Source organism: Prosthecobacter sp., from assembly GCF_020439865.1.
GTDB lineage: Bacteria > Verrucomicrobiota > Verrucomicrobiia > Verrucomicrobiales > Verrucomicrobiaceae > Prosthecobacter.
On sequence record NZ_JAGRPF010000139.1, the window covers coordinates 32,631 to 44,743 of the forward strand.

The window sequence follows — 12,113 nt, forward strand, 5'->3', positions numbered from 1 at the left end:
CTTGTGGAGATGAGTGCAGCAAACAACGCCGCTTATGATTGGGACGTCCGGAGCACGCCGGATAGAAAGTCTGCGGCAGGGTGTGGCGGTCATCGTTCACGCATTTACACATCACATTAGAAACCGCGAAAACTAGGAGAGGCTGATGAAGGTCAACAATACAATCGTCATTTCAATCGGTCAGGCCGGCAATCAGATTGCCGCGTCTTTCTGGAAAACCATCTGCCAGGAGCATGGAATCGATCCGCTCACGGGGCAGACGGCCCAAGGGCAGCCCCCACGCGGCAACTGGAGCGCCTTTTTCACCAAGCTTGGGGAGTCAACTTCCGGCAGTTATGTGCCGCGCGCGTTGATGATCGATTTGGAGCCCAGCGTCATCGACAATATCAAAGCAACCTCGGGTTCATTGTTCAATCCTGGCAATCTGATCAGCCGGACGGAAGGTGCGGGTGGTAACTTTGCCGTCGGCTATCTGGGTGCAGGCCGCGAGGTGTTACCAGAAGTGATGGGACGGCTCGATGCAGAAATCGACAAGTGCGACAATGTTGGCGGGATCATTGTTTTGCATGCCACGGGTGGTGGTTCTGGATCGGGCTTTGGTGCGCTGCTCATCGAGTCCATCAAAGAAAAGTATCCGGAGTTTCCTGTGTTGAGTTGTGCAGTGCTGCCGTCTCCGCAGGTTTCCTCGGTCGTCACAGAGCCTTACAACACTGTCTTCACGCTAAACACACTGCGTCGCTCGGCCGATGCATGCTTGATCTTCGATAACGAGGCGCTGTTCGAACTGGCGCATCGCAAATGGAGCATTGAAAGCCCCACTGTGGATGACCTGAACCTGCTCATCACCGAAGCGCTGGCTGGGTTGACTGCATCCATGCGCTTCAGTGGTTTCCTGACTGTGGAAATCAGTTTGCGCGAGCTGCTCACCAACCTGGTGCCGCAGCCATCCTTGCACTTCCTTATGTGTGCTTTCGCGCCGCTGACGCCACCTGACCGTAGTAAGTTCGAGGAGATGGGGGTTGAAGACATGATCCGCAGTCTGTTCGACAACGACTCGGTTTTTGCCGCCTGTTCGCCCATGGAAGGGCGCTTTCTCAGCACTGCCGTCCTTTATCGTGGCATCATGGATGACAAGCCGCTGGCTGACTCGGCCTTGGCTGCCATGCGCGAGCAGCTGCCTCTTACTTACTGGATCCCGACCGCGTTTAAAATCGGTTATGTCGAGCAGTCTGGCATTTCGCACCGCAAGAGCATGGTTCTCCTCGCCAACAACACGGAGATCGCTCGCGTGCTGGACAGGATTTGCCATAACTTCGACAAACTCTGGCAGCGCAAGGCTTTTGCCAACTGGTACCTCAACGAGGGCATGTCCGAAGAGCAGATCAATGCTCTCCGTGCATCCGCACAAGAACTCATCCAGAGTTATCAGGTTGCTGAAGAAAGCGGCGCCAAGGCCAAGGTGCAGGATAGCTCTGCCGACATCCCGCGTGGAACATCCGGTTCGGATGACAGCCGCAGTGGCATGAGCCTGCGCGATCTCGTTGATCGTCGTCGCGCATAACAATATCAAATCAGGCAACAGAGAAACAACAGTTTGGAGGAACACCCGTGAGAGAGATTTTGAGCATCCATGTCGGACAATGTGGCAATCAAATCGCCGACCGTTATTGGCGGTTGGTGCTTCGTGAGCATGGCCTGACCGAGGCGGGGACGCCGAAAGAAGGAAACACGTCAGCGGCCACCAATGCCAACTTGGAGGTCTTCTTCCACAAGGTCCGCGATGGGAAGTACATTCCGCGTGCGGTGCTTATCGATCTCGAGCCCGGTGTCATTGCCAGGATTGAAGGGGGGGATATGGCCCAGCTCTTTGACGAAAGCTGCATCATTCGGAAAATTCCGGGGGCTGCCAACAACTGGGCACGCGGTTACAATGTCGAGGGCGAACGGATTATCGACCAGATCATGAATGTGATCGACGCTGCGGTTGAAAAGACCAAGTCTCTGCAGGGATTTCTCGTCACACACTCGATCGGTGGGGGGTCCGGTTCTGGTCTGGGTTCGCTTATTCTGGAACGCCTTCGCCAGGCTTATCCAAAAAAGCGCATCTTCACTTTCTCGGTTGTTCCTTCTCCCCTCATCTCCGATTCCGCCGTAGAGCCTTACAATGCAGTTCTCACACTGCAGCGCATTCTCGATAACGCTGATGCCGCCGTGCTGCTCGACAACGAGGCGTTGTTCCGCATCGCCAAATCGAAACTGCATCGCAGCCCGAACTACATGGATCTCAATCACATCATTGCGCTCATCATGAGTTCGGTGACCGCGTCTTTGCGTTTCCCGGGAAAACTGAACACAGACCTCAGTGAGTATGTGACCAACTTGGTGCCGTTCCCCGGCAATCACTTCCTCACGGCCTCCTTTGCTCCCATGCGGGCTCCAGGACAGGAAGGGCAGGTGAGAATCAATTTCCCAGACATCGCCCGCGAGACCTTTTCACAGGACAATTTCACTGCAGCCATCGACTGGACCAACGGAGTCTATCTTTCAGCTTGTGCTCTCTTCCGTGGGGATGTGAAGGCCAAAGAGGTGGAGGAAAACATGGCGGCCATTCGTAAAGGGCTGAATTTTGCCAGCTACGTGCCAACTGGCGTGAAACTTGGTGTTGCCGAGACGGCCCCCGAGGGCTTTGCGTCGAGCGGGCTTGCTCTTGTCAACCACACCGGCATTGCTGCTGTCTTCGAGCGCCTTATCACCAACTTTGACATCATGTTCGACAACCATGCTTACACGCACTGGTATGAGAGCAACGGCGTCAGTCGCGAGATGATGGCGCATGCACGCAATACCATCGCCAACCTTGCCCAGTCATATCGCGACGCCAGTTAGCCGTAGTCGGCTCGGTCCTGTTACCATTACCTAACTCAACCCCAATCGTGGATACTGCACTGGAGCGCCAAATCGCCTCCGCCTCCCGCAGCGTCGAGGAGGCGCGACGGCTCGCATATCATGATCCGGTCCGGGTGGGTGCTCTAGTGGAACAGATCAGTGTTTTGGCCGATTTGCGCCAGAAAGAGGGGGATTTCCGAAAAGCAGAGTCGTTGTATCGGGAAGCTTTGTTTCGTGCTCAGGAATTGCGCAGACAGGACCCCGACCTGCTCACAGGCATCTATTCTCTGCTGGCACACTTGTATGACCGATGGGGGCGGATGGACAAGGCGGCGGAGTTTTACGAAAAGGCGCTCACCATCAGTGTCGACAGTGGTCTGGAAGACAGTGACAAGGTTGCTACGATCAAAAACAACCTTGCCATGATTTTCAAGCAGATCCGCCAGTTCGAAAAGGCGGAGGGTTATTACTGCGAGGCGCTGGAGACTTTTCAGCGGCTCGATGGGGAACAGAGTTCACGAGTCGCCTCGGTCTATAACAATCTGGGCGTTCTCTATTACAGCAGTATGGATGTAGATCGCGCTCAGGCCATGCATGAGCGAGCGCTGGCCATCCGCCAAAACTTGAACGATAGCCAGATGGATCCGGCAGATCTCTCTCAGACATTCATCAATCTGGGGGCTGTATACAAAGCCTCCGGTGACTTTCAGAAGGCGGAGGCCTGTGTGGATCGCGCCAAGCGCATTCGGGCCGCGATGAACGGCTACCATCCGAACCCTCGCCGCTCAGCGTCTCTGTTGATCGACAAGAGCATGTAGGAGTCTTGGAACCTTCGTGAGGAGTTAGTAGAGTTCGACGGGAGATCGTTTGCCGTCTTCGACGCTCTTGTTTTTGGCTGCTTCCTCTCCGAGGGTGTCGACTCGAAGCTGCCAGATCTCCCGATTGATAGCGGCAAACTGATCGAGGTCGAATTTGGTCGGCTTCACGAGGCGCCTTTTGGTCTTTTCGATTCGCACGAGCGCGTCATGCAGAATCGGAGCCTCGACGCCTTCAAGATGCTGACGGGCTAGCTCCACCATTTCGACGCGGTGGCAGATCATGACGAGGTCGTTCCCGGCGCGAACAGCTTCCTGGATTGCCTGCTCAAAGGTCACCTCATTCAAGATGGCGCCCATGTCCAAGTCGTCAGTCATCGCAAGTCCATCGAAGGCGTATTGGTGACGTAGAAGCTTGGTCACAATGTTGTGGCTGAGGCTGGCCGGCCAGCGGCCGCGGTCTGGGTCGTAGGCGGTGTAGTTGCTGTGGCAGGTCATCACGCTGTCGAGTTCCGGCAGCAGGGCGGAGTAGGGGAGCAGTTCGCTGCGTTCCATCTCGTCGCGGCTTTTGGTGATCACTGGCAGGAATTCGTGCGGGTCGCACTCGGCTGGGCCATATCCGGGGAAGTGTTTGCCACAGCTCAAGATTCCTTCTGCGCGCATCGCGCGATTGAATATCCCGGCGTTGTCGATCACCTGCTGAGGATTGCGACCGTAGGTGCGGCCTTTGAGGGAGTTGTCCGCGGCATCGTCATAAGAAATGTCGAGCACTGGGCAGAGATCGAGATTGAAGCCGAAGAGGCGCAGAATTTGGCCGGTGAGCCGGCCGTGGCGTTTGATTAGCTCAGGATCGCCCTTGTCGCGTAGCGACTGCGCATTGGGAGGCTCTTCGCCGATGAGCCGGAGGCGTGATACACGTCCCCCTTCTTGATCGATGGTGATGAACGGTTCGATGTCGGAGAGATCGCGCAGGTCGTCTATGAGCTTGCGGAGCTGCTGGGGGCTCTGAATGTTGCGGCCGAAGAGAATGAAACCGCCTGGCTGGAGCTTTTTGAGGCGCGAAGCCACTTCTGGAGTGAGTTCTGTACCGGGGACTCCCATGAGGAGAAGTTGGCCGAGATTGTGAGAAGAGGACATGGAGACAAGTGTTCAGTTGTTCAGTAGGTGACGGGAAAGTTTCCCAAGGAGTGTCAAGCGGGCTTTTGCTAAAAGTTTGAGAAAAATCGGGGTTTTTGGGCTCTCAGGAATGCGACTCAAGGGTTTCTTTTTGCAAAAGACGGGGGCCTTGGTTGACGGGGGGGCAAAACTTTTTAACATGGGCGCGTCCGTGGGGTAACTCTCGGACCACATTTGCAGAGCTTCCTCAGCTAAGCATTTCGTGCCAATCGATCCTCCATCGTTGTTGGTTGCTGGATCGCTACGGAACCCTCCGGCTTCGCATGCCGGAGGGTTCTTTGTTTTCATGCGAAGGTGTTCGCGCACTGTGAGCAAGTATGTGATTAGACTGTGAGCAACTCGAACATTCTCACGATTCACCCAACTGCCGCGCCCACTGAATGGCACGCAGCATGCCTGTCGCCTTGTTGAGTGTTTCGCGATACTCATAGGCCGGATCCGAGTCGGCCACGACGCCGGCGCCCGCCTGCACATAGGCTTTGCCGTCTTTGACCACGCAGGTGCGCAGCGCAATGCAGGAGTCGAGGTTGCCGTCGAAGCCAAAGTAACCCACCGCTCCGGCATAGGCACAGCGTTTACTCTTCTCGCATTCGTTGATGATTTCCATCGCCCGCACTTTGGGCGAGCCGCTGACCGTTCCAGCCGGGAAAGTGGCGCGCATGACATCGTAGGCTGTCTTGTCGTCGCGAAGCTGGCCGTCGACATTGGAAACGATGTGCATGACGTGCGAGTAGCGCTCGATGATCATCAGATCGCTGACGCGCACCGTGCCGAAATCGGCGACGCGTCCAACGTCATTGCGTGCGAGATCGACGAGCATGATGTGCTCGGCGCGCTCCTTGGGGTCATTCAGCAGTTCCTCGGCCAGCGCATTGTCCTCCTCGGTCGTTTTACCCCTCCAGCGTGTGCCGGCGATGGGGCGGATGTCGATTCGTCCGTTCATGCACTTCACATGAACTTCCGGAGAACTGCCGACCAGCGCGAAGCCCTGCGGGAAGTCGAGACAGAACATGTAAGGGCTCGGATTGACGTGTCGCAGCGCGCGGAACAGGTCCAGGGTGGTGCCGTTGTAGTCGGTCTCGAAGCGTTGGGAGGGAACGCCTTGGAAAATATCGCCGGCACCGATGTACTCCTTCATTTTGAGTACCATCGCCTCGTATTCCTCTCGGGTGGTGTTGCTCACCGGTGGAGGTGGCTGATCATTGCCGGCGGGCGCGAAGGTTTGCAGTGGCTTGGCGGCCAGGGGTTGCTCCAATTTGGCGATCACGCTTGATATCTGCTCTCGCGCCCAATCATAGGCCGCTTCGAGAGAAGCATGCTCGTCGGTGTGGACATTGGAGACGATGGAGAGACGCCGGGTGCGATGATCGAACACGAGCACTGTGTCCGTGACCATAAAAACCATGTCCGGAAGACCGAGTTCATCTTTTTTCGGCGGGGGCAGGGTCGGTTCAAAGAAACGCACCATGTCGTAGGCTAGGTAACCGACCGCGCCGCCATGGAACACCGGCAAGGGCTGTGCTTCGAGGGGACGGAACGGCTTCATGAGTTCCTGCAACTCGGTCAACGGATCGCCCTTGGTGGTGAAACTGCGCTTCTTGCCGCGCTCCTCAATCTCGATTTCTCTTCCACGGGCGGTGAAGATGATGCGCGGCGAACTGCCCAGCAGCGAGTAGCGTCCCGAGTGCTGTGTGAGTTCCGCCGACTCAAGCAGGAAGGCGCAGCGCCCATCATGAATTTTTTGGAATGCCGAGAGCGGCGTTTCGTAGTCAGCGGCGAGTTCTGCCATCACCGGCACAAGATTGCCCTGCTGCGCGAGCGATTGGAAGGTGGCGAAGTCGGGCTGAAGATGAAGCTGGGGCATGCGCGGCGGGAAACGAGCGCGCATTCTGGACGCAAATGTTCCCTGTGGCAACGGCGCTTCAAAGAGAGCTGCGAATCGCGCTGAGCAGGTCTGAGTAGGTCTCAAACGCCCTAAAATGCGGGAACTGGGCCTGAATGCTCTCTGGTGCGTGAAAGAAGAAGCCCTCATCAGCCTCTCCCAGCATCGTCGTGTCGTTGAAGGAATCCCCGGCGGCAATGACGCGGTAATTCAGCGCCTTGAAGGCGGCCACAGACTTCTGCTTCTGGTTCGGCTGTCGCAGTTTGTAGTCCACGATTCGGCCGTCATCAGCGATGTCGAGCTGGTGGCAGAAGATCGTCGGCCAGGCGAGCTGGCGCATCAGGGGCTGGGCAAACTCTGCGAACGTGTCGCTCAGAATGATCACCTGCGTGATCGATCGCAGCTCATCGAGGAATGCCTTTGCTCCCTCCAACGGCGAGAGGGTGCCGATCACCTGCTGGATGTCAGGCAGCTTCAGTTCATGTTCGTCGAGAATCTTCAGCCGGCCCTTCATGAGCACATCGTAGTCAGGTTCGTCACGAGTCGTGCGTCGCAGTTCGGGAATGCCGGTTTTTTCGGCAAAGGCGATCCAGATTTCGGGCACGAGCACGCCCTCGAGGTCGAGGGTGACAATGGTCTGAGGTTTCATGAAGTGGAGATGCCTCAGATCAGGCTTTTGTCCAGTGCTGCAGATCGTTGAGTCTCCAAGATTGGAGCAAAAACCGGCAAGGCAGGCGGAGTGAGGTGAGTGGTTGGTGGGTATAGTCCCTCATGAAAATCGAAAGTGAGCTGGTCAAACTGGCGGAACAGGTTGTCCTGAAATGCAAAAACGCGGTCATCGCCACAGCGAATGCCGAGGGGCAGCCGCACTCCGCGTGGATGACTACTCAGGTCACTACGGATCTGGCTGAAGTCACCTCGATCACCGCGCCGACTTCTCAAAAGGTTGCCGAGCTCCGCCGGAATCCACATGCGGAGTGGATGTTCGCCTCGCCTTCGATGGAGACGATCGTGTATCTCTCGGGCTTCACACGTGTCATTGAAGGAGATGCCGCGAAGCGCTACTGGGATCAGATGCCTGGCAAGTCGCAGGCCTACTATCGGAAGTACTGCGAGACGGAGGACTACCACAAATTCGCCGTCATCCGGACCGAGGTTGGCAAGATCGTGGTTTGCAAACCTTACGCCTACAAGAAGACCATCGTCTTCGACAAACACGCGAAGCCCACGGTGAAACTTCAGGGCTGAGCCGTTGTGGGACGGGGGGCTTCGATGGCCTCACACTTTTCGCGCCAGCCCGGGAAACTCCAGGTATTGGGAAAGCCTTCACACTGCAACGGCTTCGCCGGTTGGATGCGGCAGACGTTGACGCCCTCAAGGAACAGGCATTCGCCGTTCGGCTTGTCGATGATGCTCAGGCCGGTCCGATTCGCATTCAGACGGGTGCATTGCTCGATGAACTCAAGACGTGGCATGTTCAGAAAGGCAGCGATGCGATCAACCTCATCGTCGGTGACACGAACATCACCGGGCCAGCGACAGCAGTTGCCGCAGCGCTGGCATGCATACCAAGGCGTGGATGTGTCAAGTGTGGAGAGCTCTGCCATAAAAAGTATTCTGTTCGCAGGAAGCGAAGCTGAGGGCATAGTTCGTGCGATGAATCGTTTCCTGCAACGAAGGTTTGAAAATCGCCGGCCCCCTTGGCCGTGCGGATTGTTGTCGTGATGAAACTTCATCTGCGGTCATCCATCACCCTGCTCCCTCCTCCGCATGAAAAGGCGGACGATGGGCAGGTTATTGAAGACTGGTCCCGCGGACTGGACTGGGTGAAATGGTTGCTGGGCAGCGTTCGCGCCAGGACGGAGCTTCTCATGGTAGAGGGCGGAACGATGCCCATGTCTGCTGCATGGGAGGAGTTTGCCGAGGGATCCATGCGCGTGGCGATTGGTCCGGCGCTCAAGTCAGCGTGGCGTTCGGCTCAGGCCGGAGATCTGGACGGACTCATCGCCGCTGACCTCGTGTTGTCATCCGAGCTTTCGGATGCCGCGGCCAGACGCAGTACGCGCGCGGGAGCGGTGCTGCTCAAATCGACGAAGAACGCCCGTTACCAGGCGGTGCTGGGCCGCCTGCGCGAAGCCGTGGAGCAGGGGAGGTGCGAGGGACACATTGCCGTGGTGTGGGCGGCGGTGGGGCACTTCTTCCAGCTTAGCCTGACGAATGTGATTGCCGAATACCTTCTTTTGGAGTGGGATATCCTTACGCGGGACGAGCCCTCGCTCACGCCGCCGGTCGGGAAGTTCGGCGTCGCTGGACTGACCAGTCAGATCATGCACGAGGCAACTGCGGAGTCGGTCCTGCGGGTGGTGGATGCGTGAAACTCAGGGGATCATTTCCCCAGCAGTTTGTTCAGGCCGTTCTTGAGCCCTCCGGCGTTGATCTTTGATTCGCTGCCCTGGAGCAAGTTCTTCAACTGGCCGCTGGCGCTGGCTTTGGCAGCTTCGGAACTGAGGCGGCTGAGCACTTGAGCGGTGAGTTCGGCGGGTGAGATGCCGGCGGCGCCCGAGCCGAGATTCGTCAGACGGATTTCTGGCAGAGTCACCTTGGCATCGGCACCCGGAATGATGCCTGCAGCGCTGGCGCTGAGTTTGGCACCGGTGATGAGCAGTTCATTGACCTGCAGTTTGACGGACTTCTTGGGTGCAGCTTCACCAGCGGGGGCGGCATTGGTTTTGCCTGCCGCAGACGAAGTCTGCTGAGATACGAAGTTCTTCGCGTTGTCGGCGATGTGCTTGAGGTTGGTGCCACCGAGTCCGGCTTCGAGATTGATCTCGGGATCGGTGATGCGGATGTGTTGGATGACGATCTTGTCTCCGCTGACGCTGGACGTGTCCAAGGCCACCTCAGCTCTTCCGATATGAACGGCGCGGGCACCGGAGAAGCCTTTGGGATTGCCGATTTCGAATCCCTCAATGACTCCGACGCCGGAGAAGGGGGAGAGCTTGACCGATGCGACGCTCACGTCCGTCTGCACGACCGGCGGCGTGCCTTTCTCGATGCCGAGTTTAACCAGCTTGTCGATCTGCGAGTAGCCAAACCACAGGGCGGCCAGAATGAGAACGGCAAGGAGGGCGGCAATGCGGATGATCCATTTCATAGGTCCGCAGCTTTCCCGGCAAGCGGAGCAGTGTAAAGCTCCAATCTGACGTTAAAACTTCACGGTCACGCCGAGGTTCGCACCGAATCCGGGTTCGTTCGATCCGGAACCGTGATAGCGATAGGTTTGGTTCAAGAGGTTGTCGAGAGAGGCGGTGAGGATGAGATTCTCGTTGATGGCGTAGCCGCCACGCAGGGTGAGCAGCCAGAAGGATGGCGTGCCATTGGGCGGGATGCGCTGCGTATCCAGCTGATCGGAGGTGTTGAGCCGGCCCGCTTCGCCATAGGTGAGGCAGACAAACTCCGTCCAGAAGCGATGGTCCGTGGTCTGCCAGCGCACTCCGCCGTAACCGACGAGCGGCGAGATTTTGCCCAAAGGCTCACGTCGTTTTTGAGTCGTGGTGCCGATGAACTGATCCGATTCGCCTTCGACCCAGGCCAGGTGTCCGAAGATGCTCCAATGCCGGTCGATCTGCCAGCGTGCGGCGAATTCGAAGCCCTGCATGTAGCCGTCGCCGCCGTTGGTCTTGGTGTCCTGCAGTGGCACCGCAGTTGAGCGGCGGATGATCAGGTTGTTCAGGCGCGTGTAGAAGTAGCCCATGCTGGCGGTGATCGTTTCGGTGACTGCCTTGAGGCCGATCTCATAGGTCAGGTACTTTTCCGGTGACAGTCCTGGGGCCGGCGTCTCGGTTCGTCCGGAGAGCGCCACGTCGAAACGAGAAAGGTCGGAGAGATTGGGCGCGCGGAAGGCTTGGGACACGCCGCCGTAGAGTGAGAAGCGGTCATCCTCATCAAGATCGATCACGAAGCGCGCGCTGCCGGAGAAGTTGTTCCAACTGTTGGCAAATGATCGCTGCGCCAGCGTGAAGGGATCGCGGAAGCTGCCCAGCCGGGCGGTGGCGTGCGTGTAGCGCTCGCCGATGAACAGGTGCACCCGGTCGCAGAATTCAATCTCGTCCTGAATGTGGACGCCGAGCAGGCTGTAGGTGGAATTGTCCGCCACCGCGCCCTGGAAGGGATTGTTGGAGGCGTTGGACTGCACGAAGTCCTCGTAGAAGTCGACGCCATAGACGAGGTTGCCGATGGGCGAGTCGCTCTCGAACTGGAGGTCCGCACCGATTGTGGTCACATCCACCTTGTTGCTGGACTGGACTCCGCCGCCGGTAATTCTGAACTGGTCCTCGCTGGCGGTTTGCAGCGAGAGTGTCAGGCTCGCATTGTCGATGAAACTGTTCAGGTCTTTCCCGGCGAGACGCGCATAGGAAAGAGTGCGCTCCTGGTCGAAGAGGCGCACGCGATCGGTGCCGATCACGGTGCCGGCAAACGAAACACCCGAGTTCGTGGAGTGGGTGCGCCACACATCGTTTTGACGCACCTGCTGATGCGCAGCGGTGAACGTCCACTGCTCGTCGAGCGCCACGTCCAGCCTCACGTCGAAGGCCCACTGATCGTAGCCCGTGTGGCGTTGCCGCCGCCCGCTGCCATCTGTCACATCGCCGAACTGGCTCAAGGTCACGCCCGCATGCAGGCCCCACTTCTGTCCTTCACCGATGCTTGTCTCCAGATGCTCCACGTTGCTGTGCTCCGCCGTGGAGTAGCGGTAGTCCGCGCGGCCGTGGGAGAAGAAGCCGCCCTCCGCCTCGCTCAGAAGGCCCGAGTCCTTGGTGAAGGCGTTCACCGTGCCGCCGACGGCGTCGCTGCCATACAGCACCGATCCTTGCGAGGGCAGCACCTCCACGCGGTTCAGCGCGTAGGAGTCGAGGGTGTTCCAGTACTGGTTCGGACCATCGCGGAAGGTGGAGTTGTTGAAACGGATGCCGTCGATCATCATCAAGTTTCGGAAGCCGGTGAAGCCGCGGATGAAAGGCGAGCCCTGGCCGTTCGAGGTCTTCTGGATCGCCACGCCCGGTGTTTCGCGCAGCGCTTCGGGAAAGGTGCGCACAAGCCGCTCCTCCATCTGCCGCCGGTCCAGTGTTTTCACCGCCGCGGGCACCTGGGACACAGGCGTCTCGCTGCGTGTCGCCGTGATGACCACCTCGGGGACCTCGACGGCTTTTTTTACACCGCCTTTTTTCGCTTCCACCACTTCAGCGGTGAAACCAGTGGTGGAGACGGCGATGAAGACAGGGAGGGAGAGACGGCGCATGAGGCGGAGAACGGGAAACCGCAATCAAGCACTACGGTCAGTTCTTGTCGTGCCT

11 protein-coding genes are annotated in these 12,113 nt (G+C 58.0%); 5 read left to right on the forward strand and 6 right to left on the reverse strand.

Annotated elements, in window-relative coordinates; translation table 11 throughout:
• Positions 1–145: 145 nt before the first annotated feature.
• From KDL09_RS16750 to KDL09_RS16760, 3 genes are read left to right on the forward strand one after another with little or no spacing between them, the layout of a single operon-like run.
• Positions 146–1,561 carry a tubulin beta chain gene (locus KDL09_RS16750; protein WP_294387549.1) on the forward strand — a complete coding sequence of 472 codons (1,416 nt, stop codon included), beginning with the start codon at positions 146–148 and terminating at the stop codon, positions 1,559–1,561.
• A gap of 47 nt (positions 1,562–1,608) precedes the next feature.
• Complete coding sequence (locus tag KDL09_RS16755; protein WP_294387551.1) at positions 1,609–2,886, forward strand: tubulin beta chain; 1,278 nt, start codon at positions 1,609–1,611, stop codon at positions 2,884–2,886.
• Positions 2,887–2,933: 47 nt separating this feature from the next.
• Complete coding sequence (locus tag KDL09_RS16760) at positions 2,934–3,704, forward strand: tetratricopeptide repeat protein (protein WP_294387554.1); 771 nt, start codon at positions 2,934–2,936, stop codon at positions 3,702–3,704.
• A 24-nt stretch (positions 3,705–3,728) separates the two neighbouring features.
• Here the strand turns inward: KDL09_RS16760 and KDL09_RS16765 are convergent, their stop codons facing one another.
• The 3 genes from KDL09_RS16765 to thrH form a co-directional block, all read right to left on the reverse strand.
• Positions 3,729–4,838 carry a glycoside hydrolase family 3 N-terminal domain-containing protein gene (locus KDL09_RS16765; RefSeq protein WP_294387557.1) on the reverse strand — a complete coding sequence of 370 codons (1,110 nt, stop codon included), beginning with the start codon at positions 4,836–4,838 and terminating at the stop codon, positions 3,729–3,731.
• 388 nt (positions 4,839–5,226) lie between these two features.
• Positions 5,227–6,741 (reverse strand): anthranilate synthase component I, encoded by a 1,515-nt coding sequence (trpE, locus tag KDL09_RS16770; RefSeq protein ID WP_294387560.1) that lies wholly within the window; start codon positions 6,739–6,741, stop codon positions 5,227–5,229.
• Between the two features lie 58 nt (positions 6,742–6,799).
• A complete protein-coding gene (gene thrH / locus KDL09_RS16775; protein ID WP_294387564.1) occupies positions 6,800–7,408 on the reverse strand; it encodes a bifunctional phosphoserine phosphatase/homoserine phosphotransferase ThrH in 609 nt (202 codons plus the stop codon).
• A gap of 122 nt (positions 7,409–7,530) precedes the next feature.
• Between thrH and KDL09_RS16780 the strand changes: the two genes are divergently transcribed.
• Complete coding sequence (locus KDL09_RS16780; RefSeq protein ID WP_294387566.1) at positions 7,531–8,007, forward strand: pyridoxamine 5'-phosphate oxidase family protein; 477 nt, start codon at positions 7,531–7,533, stop codon at positions 8,005–8,007.
• On the opposite strand, the gene KDL09_RS16785 is transcribed toward KDL09_RS16780, so the two are convergent.
• A complete protein-coding gene (locus KDL09_RS16785) occupies positions 7,998–8,366 on the reverse strand; it encodes a YkgJ family cysteine cluster protein (RefSeq protein ID WP_294387568.1) in 369 nt (122 codons plus the stop codon). The two genes, KDL09_RS16780 and KDL09_RS16785, sit on opposite strands and share 10 nt — an antisense overlap.
• 117 nt (positions 8,367–8,483) lie before the next feature.
• Between KDL09_RS16785 and KDL09_RS16790 the strand changes: the two genes are divergently transcribed.
• On the forward strand, positions 8,484–9,134 hold the full coding sequence (locus KDL09_RS16790) for an urease accessory UreF family protein (protein WP_294387570.1): 651 nt from the start codon (positions 8,484–8,486) through the stop codon (positions 9,132–9,134).
• An 11-nt stretch (positions 9,135–9,145) separates the two neighbouring features.
• Here the strand turns inward: KDL09_RS16790 and KDL09_RS16795 are convergent, their stop codons facing one another.
• Positions 9,146–9,913, reverse strand: a complete 768-nt coding sequence (locus KDL09_RS16795) for a hypothetical protein (protein WP_294387572.1) — start codon at positions 9,911–9,913, stop codon at positions 9,146–9,148.
• Between the two features lie 51 nt (positions 9,914–9,964).
• Positions 9,965–12,058: a TonB-dependent receptor gene (locus tag KDL09_RS16800; protein ID WP_294387574.1), complete on the reverse strand. Its 2,094-nt coding sequence runs from the start codon at positions 12,056–12,058 to the stop codon at positions 9,965–9,967.
• Positions 12,059–12,113: the final 55 nt, after the last annotated feature.